Consider the following 16929-nt stretch of genomic DNA (forward strand, 5'->3'; position numbering starts at 1 on the left):
TGATATGGCCAGTGAAAAGTAATATCGATACATCAGCAATACCGTCACGTTTTTAGGATATTTTGACTATATTACTTGTTACGATCAGTAACGGCTAGCAACGACCAAGAAAGAGCAGTGACGTTATGATAGCCCAATCTCTTATGGCAGACATGCTCAGTCCATTGTGGGTGAGCATTAAGCTCGCTAGTGTGACTACCTTGTGCTTATTACTGTTTGCCACGCCTATTGCTTATTGGCTCGCCAAACCCAGCCGTGGCCGCGTACTTAGCCGTTTTAAAGTCTTACTAATGGGCGTTATCGCGTTGCCGTTGGTATTACCGCCTACCGTGATTGGCTTTTATTTATTACTGCTATTAAGCCCCAACGTCGGTATCGGTAGATGGCTCGCTGAGCATAACATCAGCCCATTCATCTTTACCTTTGAAGGGCTTGTCATCGGCTCTATTATTTACTCGTTGCCCTTTTATATTCAGCCTGTCTACGCTCAGTTTTTACGCATTCCACCAAGCGTCATCGAAGTGGCACATTTATTAGAAACCAGTCGTCTCAGGCGATTTACGAAAGTGGCATTGCCACAAGCGCGCGTTGGTATCATTCTTGGCAGCTTAATTAGCTTTGCCCATACCATTGGCGAGTTCGGCGTGGTATTGATGATAGGTGGCAGTATCTCCGGTGAGACCAAAGTCGTCTCGATTGCTATCTATGAGCAAGTCGAGGCACTGAATTATGAAGCTGCACATATGATGTCCGGCATTCTTATTATCATTGGTGTGATCATGGTCGCCTTGATTGCCACTGTCAATAAGCTAAATCAACGCTGATGCTCGATTAACGTCGATAGAAGCGACGCAAACAGCATTTTTGAAACACTATAATTTCTAGCGATTCTCATCTGAGCGCTTAATACTGTCTGGGCTTGTTTGATAAACAGCATCTAGCTCATCCTCTGTTAGATACTTTTCTACGACAGGATATAGTTCGCGCTCCTCAAAACGAATATGGTCGTATAGTAACGTGCCAAGCTCTCTAACTTGTTCTGTCGTTATAGACTGACTCGCTGTTTTTTGTCCCGTATCTATCAGGGTCTGCAAGCGTTTATGCTGACCAGTAAGCGTCTCTAATACCGATGCTACTTCAGGTTGAGATGCTCGATAAGGCTCTAGGGCGTTGGCAATTAAATTGTCTTCAATCTGAAAATGATATTGCATATCGTCGATATAAGCGGTGAGATTATGCCAGTGCTTGGCAATCTCGTCAGTCGTGTCAGCGCATTCTTTCGCATGACGAGACAAGTTGAGACCAAGGTGATGCTGGCGAGATAATGGCTGTAATTGATTGGCACGTTTCATAATTGGACCCCTTCATAAGTCTACAAACGATTAGGTAAAATACTTTTGAAATAAAAGCTTTTATTTCAAAAGCTTTTATTTTTAATACTGTCATTCTAAAAATCATGATGCTGTTACTATCAGCATACACAAGCATCAAGGCAGGTTGTTATTTCATTTTTATCTCTACTTTTCAAATGAGGACACGCCCTAGTATTATATAAATATAATTGAATTACTATAAAACCAATAGCACTGGTAATATCAGCTTATCGATTTTATGTAAAATTGACTATAGAGTCGTCTTTGCATTGGCTCTATTTTAAAAAGGCCTAATAATTTTGAGAAACTGCTCCAAACGACAAGTATTGTTCTAAAAATAAGAACTATAATTTGCGTTTACCCCTGTTTATTTGCGGGTCGTCAACACCTATAATAGTGTTATCGAATAAAGACAACCGAGCAAAAACATAGGAAGATGATTATGACTACTACAAATAAAATCAATGATAATCTTACCCCACTACAACACCGTACCGTGATGCATCAACTACCTGGCATGCCAACCTCTGATGGCGCTGGCGTGAAGCTCACGCGTATTATTGGCACGCCGCATCTGGATACGTTGGATCCGTTTTTGATGTTAGATTGCTTTGAGAGCGATGATGCTGATGATTATGTGGCAGGCTTTCCTACCCATCCGCATCGCGGCTTTGAGACCGTGACCTATCTGCTCAATGGTCGTATGCGTCATAAAGACAATGCAGGTAATGAAGGTGTCATCGAGCCGGGCGGTGTGCAGTGGATGAGCGCTGGGCGTGGCATCTTGCATTCAGAGATGCCAGAACAAGAAGAGGGCTTGTTAAAAGGCTTTCAGCTATGGGTCAACTTGCCTGCCAGCGCTAAAATGAGTGAGCCGAATTATCAAGAGTTTCCACCAGAGTCGACGCCACTTGAGTGCCGCGACAATGGCACCGAAATTCGCGTCATCGCTGGTGAGACTAGCGAAGGTACGGTTGGACCTGTTATCAATAACTATACTTATCCGACGTACTTGGATGTTACCTTACCGGCTAATACCAGCTTTGAGCAGGCTTTGGCAAGCGAGCACAATGCCTTTATCTACGTGGTAGAGGGTGAGTTACAAGTACGAGATGCTGAAGGAAATGTCAGCAAAAATAATACGGTACGTGCCAAAAACCTTGCTGTATTAACCAAAGGTGATACTGTTACTGTGGATAGCGCTAATGATGGCGCGCGGTTTTTGTTAATCGCAGGCCAGCCGCTTAACGAGCCAGTCGCTCGCATGGGGCCGTTTGTGATGAATACTGAAGCCGAGCTACATCAGGCGGTCAATGACTTTCACAATGGCAAGTTTGGACAACCTGCTTAAGCGTGATTGTGAGTATCAACGCGTTAATGATAAAGTAGCAAAGCCCGCTAAATTAATTTTAGCGGGCTTCTTTATTGAATACTAAGAATGATAGGGTGGATTATTTACGTTTTTTATTCAGCACTTCCACTAGCAGGAGTTGCTTCAAATTCAGCCAGCATAGCGCTAATGCGCTTGTCTTTTTGCTGCCACATCTCTTCTATCCAAGCAAACATCTGCGCCTTGATGGCCTCATCATTCTCATAACCGCCATTTTTGACCGCATCAAAGAGCGCATCAGGTATCTCGACATGTCGTACGTCGACACCTAAGCGTTTGATATTGCCTTTCCACAGATCACTGTAAGTCGGCACCCCATCAGGATATACGATGGTCATATCCAAGATGCCATCCATCTCTTTACCCAACGCATTAATTGCTAATGATAAACCGCCCGCACGTGGCTTGAGGAGATACTTGTAAGGTGACTGCTGTTTGTCATGCTTGTCTTGGGTAAAGCGCGTGCCTTCTAAATAGTTCAATAAGGTAAAAGGTTTGTCTTTGAGTAGGGCGCATGCGCGTTTGGCTTCTTCGATATCTTTGCCTTGTAAAGCTGGGTTTTTAGCAATTGCCTCTTTAGAATGGCGACGCATCATAGGAAAGTCTAAAAAATAAAACGCTTGGCCGATAACAGGAATGTATATCAGCTCAAACTTGGTAAAAAAGCGCGTTAATGGCAAGCGGTTTTCACTAATGTATTGCACGATACTGGTATCTACCCATGACTGATGGTTGCTCATCAGTAGATACTTGCCTTGGGTATTGACGTCGTCAGGTAGGCTGATGCGCCAGTCTTTCTCCGGCAAGATATTATCGATTAAGGCGTTATTACTATTTATCCAATAGTTAGTCACTTTGATCATCGTGTCATCAGCGATCGCGGCACCGGTCACGACTTTAGTAGCACCCATTAGCCATACCGGTAGTGCAACGATTAGGCTGTTACCAGCAAGTACCCCTGTGGCCGTTGCAAGCGAGGCAACTTTGCCAAGTTTAGGGTTGCGTTTGTGCATTTTTTGCATGAATGATGACAGTCGCATATTAAATCCTTTTATTCTACTAACTGATAATGACTCCAGTTCACTGAACGCGCGTTAACCATAGTCGGTTAAATATAATTTGGATACAAGGAAGGCGGGTGAAAGCACTACAAATAGTAGACTAAACGAGCCTGAGACCATATCTGATTTATAGGGTACTGACTATATCTGGTTTTTATGAGCGTATAAACTGGACTTGAGAAGAATTGAGCTATCATTATCCACTTGCTGACGATATTTTCTAGCGTTTTTGAGTAATCTCTAACGCACTTGAGTAAGCGAACAAAGCGGGAGCACCGCCCGTATGCCAAAATAACACACGATCCGTTTGCTTAATTTTACCTGTGCGAATCATATCTATTAACCCGCCCATCGCACGACCCGTATAAACAGGATCTAACAAGATTCCCTCTGTTTGCGCAGTCATCTCAATGGCTTCGTTTTCCAAAGCACCAACCACGCCATAACCGCCGCCTACATAATCAGAGTTAAGTATTAAATCGCTCTCTGAAAATTGATGGTCGGCTGCGATAAGGGCAGCGGTGCTATTGGCAAGCGCGACGGTATACTGATCAAATGGCACTTTGTCTGTTTCGCCTTTATCGATATTGATACCCACGATTTGCGCAGGCGAGTTGAGCATTTTCTTGCCAAGCATCAAGCCGGCTTGTGTCGCACCAGAGCTAGAGGCAAAAACAATATGAGTAAATGAGACGTCCATGCTGGTACGTTGCGACTCTAACTCTTTAAAGGCTTCTACAAAGGCCAAAGCACCCAATTCATTGGAACCACCATAAGGGATGACGTAGGGTTTTTTGCCTTGTGTTTTTAACTGTTCGACGATTTTAGGAATGTCTTCCCCTTTGCGATGAGCGCCTGCCCAATGAATATGACACCCGAAAATCTTATCCAATAATAAATTGCCACTTGCTTGCTCAGGTTCTTCTCCACCTAATACTAAATGGCAGTCAAGTCCCAAGCTTGCAACGGCAGCAGCAGTTTGGCGACAATGATTAGATTGTGCAGCGCCTGCCGTAATCACGCAATCAGCACCCTGAGCAAGGGCGTCACCCATTATAAATTCAAGCTTACGGGTTTTGTTGCCACCCAATGCCAATCCTGTATTGTCATCTCGTTTCATAAAGATAGTAGGGCCGCCGAGTTTGTCACTCAATCTGGTGAGCTCTATCAAAGGGGTGGGGAAGAAGCCTAATGATTGTCTGGGTATGTGGTTATAGTCCATGTGTTATTCGCTTTATGGGTAGAGAAATTATGAGCTTGGAAGCTATCCCATGATAGTAATTATTGAATATTAATACCATACAATATTTAGCTATCAGAATAGCTGTTTTTAGAGCACTAAATATATAATTTTGATAGATAGGTCGGCTCATTGATGACACGTCCTAGCCCAAGTTGCCCGTTTTAATCCATAGAGACCGTTTCAATCCATAGAGAATAGGCATTAAGTAAAAACACTGTCTTATCTTCAATTTCTAGAAAAATAGGTATCAGACCAATTTTATTCATTTGGCTTATCAAACAAGGCTTCGATAGGTTTGCTGTGAATCTTAGAGGCGTTAAACAGTGACTTATTAGCCGTATCGCCCTCTGTCCAAAAATTAATATTAAACTGAGCATCTTCACTCAGCTCTACTCGATGCCAATACTGTGGCGGACTAACTGCAAACTGTCCCGCTTTAATGACGATGGTTTGCTCTGGTTCGGTGGCTGCTTCATTGGCAAATCCGTAAAAAGTGACCTCTCCTTGCATGACACAAATCTGACCATACACGCCCTCCGCAGTATTGTGGTGAGTGAGTAGGGCTTTGGGTACTTTATCCTTGGTAAAGAAATGGGTAGAGCGTTTTACTTTCCAATGACTGGGGATGATTATATGGTTCATGAGAACTCCTTGATTGAGTAAACAAAGTGATTTTTATCAAATTTTAATAATCATTAAGCTTAGCATTAGCAGATGTAGCATTGACTTGTTTCAACAATTATACGATCAGCTTGAATAGTTTTTAAAATTAAATCAAATGTTGTTGAGATAAATTATAACATTCATTTAAAATGAATGTTATAATTTATTTTTAAGGCTTTGGTGGACTGCGATTACTGAGACAGCAGTGTTGCTGATTATTGAAATAACCTTAGGTGTTAGCTATTTAACCGCATGACTTATTAGCAGTATAGGAATCATATAGTCAATTCGACATAAAATCGATACGCTAATATTACCAGTGCTACTGGTATAAATTTTACTTGCGTGCTGTGTCTGCGCTGACAGAGGCTGCGCAAAATTCATCCCAGCAGCACTGTATTTTTTTATAGTGATTCAACTATATTTTAAATAAGTGATGCCTTAAAACACCCTTAAACATTCATTATTAATATATTTTTAAGGGTTATGACCTATTTGCAAGGAGGAGCGAGACATGGGTGAGTACAAGAAGTATTGGTTCGGTTTACTGGCCGTGCTAATCGTGACATTTATATTTTTAGGGTGGGGCGGTGTTGAAATCTATCGCACAGCACCACCAATACCAGATCAGTATGTCGATACTACTGGTCAGGTTTTATTAACAGAAGAGGATATCTTAGATGGTCAGTCTGCATGGCAGCGCACAGGCGGTCAGCAGCTTGGTTCGGTATTGGGCCATGGTGCTTATCAAGCGCCAGATTGGACCGCGGACTGGCTGCATAGAGAGCTGGTAGCGTGGTTGGATATCAGATCACAAGAGCTATATGGCAGTAATTTTTCTGACGCATCTGATGATCAAAAAGCGGTATTGAACGCGCAGCTGAAAAAAGAATATCGTGGTAGCGTGGTCAATGATAGCGAGCAAGTCGTGCTATCAGACACGCGGATTGCCGCTATCAATCAGATAGCGCCTTATTATATGAGCTTGTATGGTGATGACCCTGCATTGCAAGAGTCTCGAGAGAACTTTGCGATGAAGAACAACACCATAACGGATGCTGCTGATAGACAAAAACTGACCAATTTTTTCTTTTGGACAGCATGGATTGCTTCTGCTGAACGTCCCGGCACTGATGCTACCTATACGAATAACTGGCCGCATGAGCCGCTTATCGATAACGTACCGACGTCAGAAAATATTATGTGGTCTATCGCCAGTATTGTCTTTTTAATCGCTGGGGTAGGGTTTTTAATTTGGGGATGGTCTTTCTTACGTCAAGAAGAAGACGTCAAGCAGATAACGCCAGACGTTGACCCATTAACCAAAGTTGCTTTAACCCCTTCTCAAAAGGCGCTAGCAAAATACGGCTTTTTAGTGGTGGCACTGTTTGTATTTCAGGTGTTTATCGGCGGTTTTGTCGCACATTATACGGTCGAAGGTCAAGAGTTTTATGGTATTCCGGTTGCAGACTTTTTCCCCTATGCGCTAGTGCGTACTTGGCATATTCAGTCGGCCTTATTTTGGATTGCCACTGCATTTTTGATGGCAGGGCTATTTTTGACACCGCTTATCAATGGTGGTAAAGATCCTAAATATCAAAAACTAGGCGTCGATATATTATGGTTTTCATTAATTATCGTGGTAGTGGGATCTTTCGCCGGTCAGTATTTTGCTTTAGCGGATATATTACCCGCAAAATATAACTTTTGGTTTGGACATCAAGGCTATGAGTATATTGACCTAGGCAGATTTTGGCAGATTTTAAAATGGGTTGCCGTACTGTTTTGGCTGTTATTAATGACCCGTGGTTGTTTACCTGCCTTTAAAGAACAAGGTGATAAAAACTTACTCGCTATCTTCTTTGCCTCCGTCGTTTGTGTTGGCTTATTTTATGGTGCAGGCTTGTTCTATGGTGAGCGCACCCATTTAACCATCATGGAATACTGGCGCTGGTGGGTTGTGCATTTATGGGTAGAGGGTTTCTTTGAAGTATTCGCTACGGTCTCGCTTGCTTTTATTTTTTATAACTTGGGCTTGGTGAATAAGAAAATCGCCACAGCCAGCTCTATTGCCTCTGCCGCGCTATTCCTGCTTGGCGGTGTACCAGGCACATTCCATCATTTGTATTATTCCGGCACGACCACACCGGTGATGGCAATCGGTGCATCATTCAGTGCGTTAGAAGTGGTGCCATTAGTGGTCTTAGGTTATGAAGGCTATGAGCATTGGTCTATGCAGCGTCAAGCGCCATGGATGAATAAATTAAAATGGCCTATCATGTGCTTCGTCGCGGTCGCCTTCTGGAATATGTTAGGGGCTGGGGTGTTTGGCTTTATGATTAATCCACCGGTATCATTATTCTACCTACAAGGATTAAATACCACTGCCGTGCATTCACATGCTGCACTGTTCGGGGTATATGGATTTTTAGCGATTGGTTTTGTATTACTGGTAATGCGATATATTCGTCCAGACTATATTTTTAGTGAAAAGCTCATCAAAACTGGCTTTTGGGCATTAAATATAGGCTTGGTATTGATGATTGCGACCAGCTTGCTACCCATCGGTATCTTCCAAGCGCATGCTTCCATGACCGAAGGTTTATGGTACGCGCGTAGTGAGGGCTTCTTACAACAAGACTTGTTACAAACGTTACGTTGGGTCCGTACCTTTGCCGATGTCATCTTTATCATTGGTGCTATTTGTGTGGCATTGCAGGTGGTCAAACTGGCGTTTGCAAAACCGTCACACTCTAATTATCAGCCGAACAAACCAGTGAACGATTGATGATAGGGCGTAGGTATTGAAGATAGTGTTTGAGTAAAAATCCCTGTCTAGTAGCGGGGATTTTTATTATTTTGAAACTGGTTTTTAGAAGGGTTTTATCACGAAGTTATGGATTTTTCACTAAACCTCTTCATACATAGATTTGCTAAATTAAGGGTCACTACCACCAAACTTTAACCATCATGGTCACAAAATGGTCACCGTTTGGTCCCTGAGAAATTGGTCACCGACTTCCACAAGATAGAGTGCATGTGCAAAAACTTATCATTCATGCATTTTTGAAGAGTAGATTTTTTGGTAAAGGTGAAAAGAGAGAAAGCATCCAACCCTTATAAAGAAAAGGTTTAAGTGGAAATTCAGACACAAAAAAACCTCAAACAAAGTTATGTTTGAGGCGAAACTTGCTCAGATTTAACATCCGAATTCGTTTTAAATATGGCGCAGCGGACGGGACTCGAACCCGCGACCCCCGGCGTGACAGGCCGGTATTCTAACCAACTGAACTACCGCTGCTTAGGTCGTTTTTAGCATCTTCTCTTATTACAGAGACACTCGCTAAAAAGAGTGGTGGGTGATGACGGATTCGAACCGCCGACATTCTGCGTGTAAGGCAGACGCTCTACCAACTGAGCTAATCACCCTGAGAAGCGTATAAAAATTGCACTGCAATTTTAGCTTCGCAAGAGAAATCCTTTAAATAGGATTTCTTAAAAGTTCTACTATCTAAAGGTGTCACGCTCTAGAATCATAAAAACTTTCAACAACATAGAACTTAATTAAAGCCCCTTGCTGTGGGTGTGTATTATATAGATTTACACCTGCCTGTCAAATATTATTTTAAGTATTTTATAAATTGATGATTATCCTAGTTTTATGGTCGTCATTGTAGCGCTTGTTTAGCCCATATAGTGGCTACACAGTTACCTATTGTGTGTGTGCTAAAAGCTATTATACTGATAATGCTTTGTGGCACGTGCATGTATTGAATTATTTGATTGGTATTAATTGATTGGTTGATGGAGGCGGGCATAGACACTTTTGCTATTGAAAAGTACTTTACGACATGGTCTTTTGGCGACTTTGCAGAATTGGGACTGATATTACATGTCGTGCTCATGATATTAATGACGCTACGGATTGTATCGGTACAGCGCAATATTGGTGTATCGATTGCTTGGGTTGCCGTGCTTTATACCTTGCCTGTGGTAGGATTTATTGCCTATATATTGCTGGGTGAGCCAATGATCGGACGCCGCTATCGTGAACGCGTGGATCAAGCCAGCCTGCTGATGAATGATATGGCAAAGCGGGAGCATTTGGTCTTTGACAAGGGGCAAGATTTGTTGCCCGACAACTATCGCGGTGTCAGCCAAATAGGGACGCGCTGGACAGGCTTTGGGGTGTTCTCCGATCATCAGATGCAGCTATTAACCGCGCCCAACGCTATTTTTAAGCGTTTGATCGATGATATTGAGTCAGCAAAGAGCATCATCTTGATGGAGTTTTATATTATCTATCCGAAGGGGCAGGTGGTAGAGGTGATAGAGGCATTGGTCGCTGCCGTACAGCGCGGGGTCGAGTGTCATATATTGGCGGATAGTGTTGGCAGTTTCAGCTTTTTTAACAGCAATGAGCACCGAATGTTAGAGCGCGCGGGTGCCTTTGTCCATCAGTCGCTACCAGTAGGCTTGTTCAAGACCTTATTTAAACGTTCAGATCTGCGTAACCACCGCAAGATGGTGGTCATTGATGAATACATTGGTTATACCGGCAGCTTTAATTTAGTCGATCCTAAGTTTTTTAAACAAAACAAAAACGTCGGACAGTGGATCGATGTGGCGATACGTAGCGTTAGCCATCGTACCATTAGTATAGCGACGGCGATGGCCAAGGTGGTGGTTACCGATATCGGTGCTGAAAACAAAAACAATCTAGACGAGCTAAACCAGCGGATAAATAACTATACCCGTAAACTATATGTGATGGATCCGACCATCAATGACATCAATAGCCGGGTGAAGTTCTTAGGTGATAGTATCGCCGCTGATGAGCCGCTACATACGGGCTCAACGTCGATAGTCATACCTCAGATGCCTATAATAGAAGGCGTGGTCGCGCAGTTGATACCTTCTGCACCACAGGTGACGGCGCATGTTATTTACAATACATTGGTGACGGTTATTCATCGCGCCAACAAACGTATTTGTATTACCACGCCGTACTTTGTGCCTGATGAGGCGCTATCAAGTGCGCTGACGATCGCGGCTAAGCGCGGGGTAGAGGTGACGATTATCGTTCCCGAAAAGGTTGATTCGTTTTTAGTACAGCATGCATCCCAAGCGTATTATGAGGAGTTACTAGAGGCAGGTGTGACCATTGCGCTATTTAAAGGCGGGCTGCTGCATGCTAAAACTGTGGTCATCGATGATGATTACTGTTTGTTCGGTACGGTAAATATCGATATGCGCAGCTTTTATCTCAATATGGAAGTCAGCTTGGCGATTTATACCCCAGAAATGGTCGCTCAAATCACTGACTGCCAAGAGACTTATCTGCAAAGCTGTCATTTTTTGACTTTAGCCGAATGGCAGCAGCGTGCAGGTTATGAGCGTTTGTTCGATAATGTGGTACGCTTGTTTAGTCCTTTATTGTAGCGCCTTAACTTTTAGGTTAAGGTAAACTATCTACACATTGCATTACTGTCGCCATCATAACGATGTCATCCTATTCATGACCTATTGAACTGTAAAAGGACACGCTTGCCTTATGTCTGCATCGCCTTTAACGCCACTTGATTATATCGCCGCAGGCTATTGGCAAGATTTCTTAGCGAATCGTCCGGTCGCAGGCGGCATTGCCTACGAAACTCAGCTACGTGATTGCGTTTTGGATGAGTCGCTGGCAAGCTTGCAACGGATAGACACCTTGCTGTCGCAGATACGTCGCGATTTGATTAAAGCGGGTCATTGGGATGAAGAGACGCTGCTAACGGATGAACGTTATCGCAATTTCATGATGTTTTTAGCGTTTTATGCAGGCCAAGTATTGGCACGGCACTGGCAAACCACAGCGCATTGGTATGGTCAGTTCGAGCTGCGCAAACGCTATCCAACATGGTCACTGAGCGCCGATGACTTTTATCAGCATATGGCAGTACTGTATGGCGACAATAACAATGCCAATATTAATGACAGTGTCAACTCACCGATATTTTTTGCCCTAGAACCAGTAGGGTTGCGTTTGTTCGGTCATATTGACCGGCCGTTTGTCGCTGTACAAGGCGGGCAAGTTGCTAGTGGCTTGTATCAAGCGGTCAGTGCCAGATTGCCAAGCGCTGGCAATAATCACACGTCTGCAACGAGCCATCAGAATAATAAAGCTGATATTACGTCCCATACAGCTTCGAATCCCAATACAAATTTAAAAGCAGGTTTAAGCCCGATTCGCATGAAGAGTAGTTCTCAGACAGTCGCTACTAGTGAACACTCTTTAGTAAAGCAGAATATAACGGCTACATCAGCAGATGCTTTAAATAGAGCTGATTTGAATAAAAATGCTTTGAATGAAGCTACTGCTCCACAAATATTGGATCGACTAAGCAATAAAGACTTATCGAATGAACAACAAGGTGAGATAAAGCCTGAGCTGTCTAAATTGGAACCGGCATTAACGCAAACCAAGTCAGATCGCTCGCCGTCAGTCCCTGTCAAACCTTCGCCAACCCCAGAAATTTTTAGCCAGTTATTGATAGAATTAGATGAGATTGAACAGCCACAAACTGCTGGTAATGCTGAATACCAGCAAGCTTGTAAAGTGCTAGAGCAGTTTGAACAGCACATTGCCAAGCAAAGCAAACCACGTGCACAAGTTAGTTTTTCAGAGCGTCATTTGGCAGCAAAAGAGCAAGCGTTGTTAAAACTACGAGAAGCCGCGCATGCTGATAATACCGCTGCTATGCTACGTCTAGCGATGTATGAGCTACTCGGTGAAGGGTTAGCTACGGATAAAATCACTGGCACAGAGGCAGGTGTTGAATGGGTTAAGCAGGCCGCCAGCAAAGACGACAGCCGAGCGCAGCGCTTACTCAGTAGGATGTATTACCAAGGGGTTGGTATAGTGCAAGATATCAATAATGGTAAGTATTGGCTAGAGCAAGCTGCCCAAAACGGTCACGTGGAAGCAGCCAGTTTGGTGGCGCAGTGGCAGCAAGCGCAAGCGTTGATAACGACACAAAAGCAAGAGCAACACAGTATCAAGCGCTATCAGCTGTTGCTGGCGATAGTCACAATAATGGCAGTGCTAATATTAATTATTGTCTAAACGATTTTTGTTAGCTCATACTGCGTAAAAGCTTATTATTAAGCAGAAAATTCAGGTAGAATTGTCGCGTTTTTTACCATCAGTTTTTTGAGAATGGTATTATCTGATTCATTACTAATCTGGGCTGTTCTATGCCATCTTCTCCTACGCCATCCAAGCCCTCTACTACCGCGTCTCCATCTAACGCGTTATCCAGTCGAGCTGTGTATCAACCACCCTTTTATTATCAATGTATCATTGGCTTACTCAAGCCGCTATATCGTCTGCAAGTCTGGCGACGCTCACACAAGCGCGATAACTATCAGCAAGAAGTGGCGCAGCGTTTTGGCAAGCACTATCCTGCAGCGCCAACAGCGGATATCAAAGCTGAAATGCACCATAAAGCTGAGATGGATAATAACGTTATCTGGTGCCACGCGGTGTCTTTAGGTGAAACCAATACAGTAGCGCCGTTGCTTGACATGCTGTTGGCGCAGGGTTATCAGATTTGGCTGACCAATACCACGCAGACAGGTTTTGCCCGCGGTGCCAGCCGTTTCGCTGCTGACATTGCTCAAGGTCGGCTTAGCCATAGCTATGTACCTGTAGATAGCCCTGCTGTTATTGAGACGTTTTTAGCGCATGTGCAGCCAGTCGCGGCCTTATTTGTAGAGACCGAACTGTGGGCGAATATTTTAGCCAAGCTATCCGAGCATTGTATTCCGAGCATCTTAGTCAATGGTCGTCTATCAGCCAGTTCATTTACAAGCTATCAAAAAATCGCTGCTGTCAGCGCCAGTATGATGAAAAATCTGACGTTAATTATTGCGCAAGACAATGAGTCTGCCAAACGCTTTCGCCAGCTGGGTGCTCATAGTGCGCAAATTCGGGTGGCGGGCTCACTCAAGTGGGTCATTAATAGACCAATGCTTAATAATGAAACGATTGATAGCAAAACTGATGATGTACAAGCGATTGATAGCAGCGCTGCTAAGAAAGAACATGAGCGTGCCACTATACAAAAGCAAAAGAGCGGTATTGCCGTCGAGTTGGGCATAGCTGATCGTCCTATTTGGGTCGCGGCCAGCACCCATAGCGGTGAAGAAAGCATCGCTCTGTCATTACAGCAGCAGCTATTGTCCAACCCAGCGCTGGCAGATACGCTATTGATTATCGTGCCCAGACATCCTGAACGCTTCGATGAAGTAGCGACACTTATCCAAAACAGCACGTTGATAATGGCACGGCGCAGTAACGAAGAAGTAATCAATGCGGACACGCAAGTCTATTTGGCAGATAGCATGAGCGAGCTGATGACATGGTATGCATTGGCGGATGTGGCGTTGGTGGGCGGTTCTTTGGTCGATGTAGGCGGACACAACCCAGTTGAGCCAGCGAGTGTGGCAACGCCGGTGCTAATGGGACCTCATACTCAATCATGTCAAAGCGTGGTCGATAAGCTGGCGAGTGTCGGCGCGTTATATCAACCTAACAATGCGTTTTATCGTCCAATTACGATAAAGCCAACGACGATAGAGGATGTTGCTGCCAATGATGTTGCTACCAATAATGAAAATATCGCCAATTCAGCTATCAGTAGCTCAGATATCAGTAGTTCAGAGATAAAGGGTAAGCAAAAATCCTCGCGCAAAAAATCCTCATTGGCTGCTAACGATACGGCGCTCATTTATGATCAACTACAGTCTTGGCTTAGCCATCCGCTATTAGCCAAACAGGCAGGGCAAGCTGGCGAGCAGATGACCGTACAGCAGCAAGCAGTATTAACGCGCCAGTTTGCCATGATTGAAAAGGTAATTGAGCAGCATGCAAGCCAAGAGACGCTATGAACTGTCTATTACTACCTACCGAACATTTTTCGCAAGATTCTGCGATAATCAATAATCTGTTGCAAATCAACCATGTCAATCATGTATTGGCAGCAAAAGTGGGCGACACGCTGAAAATCGGGCAACTCGGTGGTAATCTTGGTACGGCGATTATTGAGGAGATTGCTGCTCGCTGTATTCAGCTAGGTGATGTCCAATTGTCAGTTGTGCCACCTGCTAAGTTAAATCTGACTGTTATCTTGGCATTGCCACGTCCAAAAGTGCTGCGCCGCTTGATAATGGATATGACGGCGCTTGGTGTGCGTGATATTATCCTTATCAATAGCTACCGTACACAAAAGAGCTATTGGCAAAGTCCGATGTTGAGTCGCCTCGATGAGTTCGTATTAGAAGGCTTACAACAAGGGGTGGATAGCATTGCCCCGCGCATTACTTTGCAAAAGCGCTTTAAACCCTTTGTCGAGGATGAGCTGGCAAGTCTAATCACTAACCGCGCTATTGTCGCGCATCCTTACAGCGATCTGTCATTTTCGCAATATGTACAGCAGCACAGACTAGCAAAGCCACGTCAAGATAAAACATTGTTTGCAGACACCAACTTATCTAATAGCGCCTCATTACCCAGTCTCGTCTGTATCGGCGCAGAAGGGGGCTGGATTGACTATGAGGTTGAGCTACTTACCGCGCAAGGCTGTCAAGCAGTGCATATAGGTCCACGCATATTACGTACTGAAGCAGCAGTCAATGCAATTTTAGGTCAGTGGTTATTATAAGTTTGGGGCAATAGCAGCGATAAAGATGGATTAAATAAACAACTGCTGAGCAGAAATTAAGTCAAAAATTGCGTTGTAAAAGCAAGGGTTTAGCCAAATAAATACCAGTTTATCCAGTTAAATAAATGTATGGATAATTAATCTCATTTCTATTAGTATGTTGTTTTCAGATATTATGCGGTTATTAATCTTGATTATTAGTGATTGATAACGATTTTTTATCTCAATTATCTGTAGCACCATTAATGGGGAAAACTATGTCATTGAAAGCTTTCAGCGCAAATTTACCTTCTACCAAGCTTACTTTACCTATTGCCGTATTTGGCATGATGTTAGGACTTGCAGGTTGTAGCAATTCCTCTACGACGGAAGAGAGCGTTGAGGCGGAAGGCTCAGCAGCGAGTAGCGAGCAAGAAGTGGCGAATGATGGCGCGACGAGTGCTGAGGGACAGACGATTACGATCTACTCATCACGTAACGAGCAGCTGATCAAGCCCTTGCTAGACCGCTATACGAAAGAGACGGGCGTCAATATTGAACTGGTGACCGATAAGAGTGGTCCGCTGATGGCACGTTTGCAAGCGGAAGGCAAAAATACGCCAGCGGATATGCTATTGACTGTAGATGCAGGTAATTTATGGCAAGCGGCTGAGCAAGGTTTGCTCCAACCAGTGGCATCGACGGTTTTAGAGGCCAATGTGCCTGCAAAATATCGTGATCCAAAAGGTCAGTGGACGGGTCTGTCATTACGTGCGCGTACTATCATGTATGACCCAAGTAAAGTCAGCGCCGACCAGTTATCCACTTATGCAGATTTGGCCGACCCAAAATGGAAAGGCAAGCTTTGTTTGCGCACCTCAAACTCTGTATATAACCAGTCATTGGTTGCCAGTATGATTGAAAACTTAGGCGAAGAAAAAACCGAAGCCGTCATTCGTGGTTGGGTAGATAATTTGGCAACTGACGTCTTCAGTGATGACACTAGCATGCTAAAAGCTATCGCTGCCGGTCAGTGTGAAGTGGGCTTGTCTAATAGTTATTACTACGGTCGCTTGCTCGATGAGCAGCCGAATTTCCCTGTCAAAGTCTTTTGGGCAAACCAAGGCACTACTGGTACTCACGTGAATATCTCTGGGGCGGGTGTGGTCACAGACTCAGACAATCCTGATGGCGCGCTTAAATTGATGGAATGGTTGTCGTCGGATAAAGCCCAAGGTCTCTACGCCAGCTCTGATAAAGAATATCCAGTCAAAGAAGGCGTCGATGAGTCAGATATGCTCAGATCATGGGGCGAATTCAAAAAAGACGACATCAGCGTGCAAAAGTTTGGCGAGCTGCAAACCCAAGCGATTCAAATGATGGACAAAGCAGGTTATAAATAGAGCCTCTTAAACCCTGCCATACCTAAAAAGCACAGTAGCCAAAAGACAAATGCAGCACTACGTTTAGTAGGCTAAATGAGTTTGACAGTGTGAACGTGCTATTTGGGTAT

Annotated in this window: 12 protein-coding genes and 2 tRNA genes; 8 read left to right on the forward strand and 6 right to left on the reverse strand. The window is 44.0% G+C overall.

Going from position 1 to position 16929, the window contains the following annotated elements; genetic code table 11:
* Window positions 1-125: 125 nt before the first annotated feature.
* Window positions 126-824 carry a molybdate ABC transporter permease subunit gene (gene modB / locus AAEY79_RS03505; RefSeq protein ID WP_201565726.1) on the forward strand — a complete coding sequence of 233 codons (699 nt, stop codon included), beginning with the start codon at window positions 126-128 and terminating at the stop codon, window positions 822-824.
* A 57-nt stretch (window positions 825-881) separates the two neighbouring features.
* On the opposite strand, the gene AAEY79_RS03510 is transcribed toward modB, so the two are convergent.
* Window positions 882-1352: a hemerythrin domain-containing protein gene (locus AAEY79_RS03510; protein WP_201565724.1), complete on the reverse strand. Its 471-nt coding sequence runs from the start codon at window positions 1350-1352 to the stop codon at window positions 882-884.
* 463 nt (window positions 1353-1815) lie between these two features.
* Between AAEY79_RS03510 and AAEY79_RS03515 the strand changes: the two genes are divergently transcribed.
* On the forward strand, window positions 1816-2724 hold the full coding sequence (locus AAEY79_RS03515; RefSeq protein ID WP_201576034.1) for a pirin family protein: 909 nt from the start codon (window positions 1816-1818) through the stop codon (window positions 2722-2724).
* Between the two features lie 113 nt (window positions 2725-2837).
* Here AAEY79_RS03515 and AAEY79_RS03520 read toward each other — a convergent pair whose 3' ends face one another.
* The 3 genes from AAEY79_RS03520 to AAEY79_RS03530 form a co-directional block, all read right to left on the reverse strand.
* Window positions 2838-3803: an acyltransferase gene (locus AAEY79_RS03520; protein ID WP_173238958.1), complete on the reverse strand. Its 966-nt coding sequence runs from the start codon at window positions 3801-3803 to the stop codon at window positions 2838-2840.
* A gap of 241 nt (window positions 3804-4044) precedes the next feature.
* A complete protein-coding gene (locus tag AAEY79_RS03525; RefSeq protein WP_173238957.1) occupies window positions 4045-5046 on the reverse strand; it encodes a D-cysteine desulfhydrase family protein in 1002 nt (333 codons plus the stop codon).
* Between the two features lie 279 nt (window positions 5047-5325).
* The gene (locus tag AAEY79_RS03530; RefSeq protein WP_101211678.1) at window positions 5326-5709 is read right to left on the reverse strand and encodes a DUF1971 domain-containing protein; all 384 of its coding nucleotides are present in this window, start codon (window positions 5707-5709) and stop codon (window positions 5326-5328) included.
* 535 nt (window positions 5710-6244) lie between these two features.
* Between AAEY79_RS03530 and AAEY79_RS03535 the strand changes: the two genes are divergently transcribed.
* Window positions 6245-8518 carry a nitric-oxide reductase large subunit gene (locus AAEY79_RS03535; protein WP_201576031.1) on the forward strand — a complete coding sequence of 758 codons (2274 nt, stop codon included), beginning with the start codon at window positions 6245-6247 and terminating at the stop codon, window positions 8516-8518.
* A gap of 436 nt (window positions 8519-8954) precedes the next feature.
* Here AAEY79_RS03535 and AAEY79_RS03540 read toward each other — a convergent pair.
* Together AAEY79_RS03540 and AAEY79_RS03545 are read right to left on the reverse strand one after the other, a co-directional pair.
* Window positions 8955-9031: transfer RNA gene (locus AAEY79_RS03540), tRNA-Asp, on the reverse strand.
* A gap of 52 nt (window positions 9032-9083) precedes the next feature.
* Window positions 9084-9159 (reverse strand) — tRNA-Val (locus AAEY79_RS03545).
* Between the two features lie 375 nt (window positions 9160-9534).
* Here AAEY79_RS03545 and AAEY79_RS03550 point away from each other — a divergent pair.
* From AAEY79_RS03550 to AAEY79_RS03570, 5 genes are all read left to right on the forward strand, one after another.
* Window positions 9535-11172, forward strand: a complete 1638-nt coding sequence (locus AAEY79_RS03550; protein WP_201565772.1) for a cardiolipin synthase — start codon at window positions 9535-9537, stop codon at window positions 11170-11172.
* Between the two features lie 112 nt (window positions 11173-11284).
* Window positions 11285-12838, forward strand: coding sequence for a tetratricopeptide repeat protein (locus tag AAEY79_RS03555; protein ID WP_352287263.1), 1554 nt, complete (start codon window positions 11285-11287; stop codon window positions 12836-12838).
* 131 nt (window positions 12839-12969) lie between these two features.
* Window positions 12970-14664 carry a 3-deoxy-D-manno-octulosonic acid transferase gene (locus AAEY79_RS03560; protein ID WP_352287267.1) on the forward strand — a complete coding sequence of 565 codons (1695 nt, stop codon included), beginning with the start codon at window positions 12970-12972 and terminating at the stop codon, window positions 14662-14664.
* Window positions 14661-15437 (forward strand): 16S rRNA (uracil(1498)-N(3))-methyltransferase, encoded by a 777-nt coding sequence (locus AAEY79_RS03565; protein WP_352287270.1) that lies wholly within the window; start codon window positions 14661-14663, stop codon window positions 15435-15437. The genes AAEY79_RS03560 and AAEY79_RS03565 overlap by 4 nt, the downstream gene beginning before the upstream one ends.
* Before the next feature lie 257 nt (window positions 15438-15694).
* Window positions 15695-16819 (forward strand): extracellular solute-binding protein, encoded by a 1125-nt coding sequence (locus AAEY79_RS03570; protein ID WP_101211684.1) that lies wholly within the window; start codon window positions 15695-15697, stop codon window positions 16817-16819.
* The last annotated feature ends 110 nt before the right edge of the window (window positions 16820-16929 follow it).

It is taken from the genome of Psychrobacter sp. GW64-MNA-CIBAN-0177 (assembly GCF_040309585.1).
GTDB classification, from domain to species: Bacteria; Pseudomonadota; Gammaproteobacteria; order Pseudomonadales; family Moraxellaceae; genus Psychrobacter; species Psychrobacter okhotskensis.

Bases quoted from the DNA above. Each gene is read 5' to 3' on its own strand.
- AAEY79_RS03520 (WP_173238958.1), bottom strand. From the start codon at position 3,803: ATGCGACTGTCATCATTCATGCAAAAAATGCACAAACGCAACCCTAAA.
- AAEY79_RS03565 (WP_352287270.1), top strand. From the start codon at position 14,661: ATGAACTGTCTATTACTACCTACCGAACATTTTTCGCAAGATTCTGCG.
- AAEY79_RS03550 (WP_201565772.1), top strand. From the start codon at position 9,535: ATGGAGGCGGGCATAGACACTTTTGCTATTGAAAAGTACTTTACGACA.
- modB (WP_201565726.1), top strand. From the start codon at position 126: ATGATAGCCCAATCTCTTATGGCAGACATGCTCAGTCCATTGTGGGTG.
- AAEY79_RS03510 (WP_201565724.1), bottom strand. From the start codon at position 1,352: ATGAAACGTGCCAATCAATTACAGCCATTATCTCGCCAGCATCACCTT.
- AAEY79_RS03555 (WP_352287263.1), top strand. From the start codon at position 11,285: ATGTCTGCATCGCCTTTAACGCCACTTGATTATATCGCCGCAGGCTAT.
- AAEY79_RS03525 (WP_173238957.1), bottom strand. From the start codon at position 5,046: ATGGACTATAACCACATACCCAGACAATCATTAGGCTTCTTCCCCACC.
- AAEY79_RS03560 (WP_352287267.1), top strand. From the start codon at position 12,970: ATGCCATCTTCTCCTACGCCATCCAAGCCCTCTACTACCGCGTCTCCA.
- AAEY79_RS03515 (WP_201576034.1), top strand. From the start codon at position 1,816: ATGACTACTACAAATAAAATCAATGATAATCTTACCCCACTACAACAC.
- AAEY79_RS03570 (WP_101211684.1), top strand. From the start codon at position 15,695: ATGTCATTGAAAGCTTTCAGCGCAAATTTACCTTCTACCAAGCTTACT.
- AAEY79_RS03530 (WP_101211678.1), bottom strand. From the start codon at position 5,709: ATGAACCATATAATCATCCCCAGTCATTGGAAAGTAAAACGCTCTACC.
- AAEY79_RS03535 (WP_201576031.1), top strand. From the start codon at position 6,245: ATGGGTGAGTACAAGAAGTATTGGTTCGGTTTACTGGCCGTGCTAATC.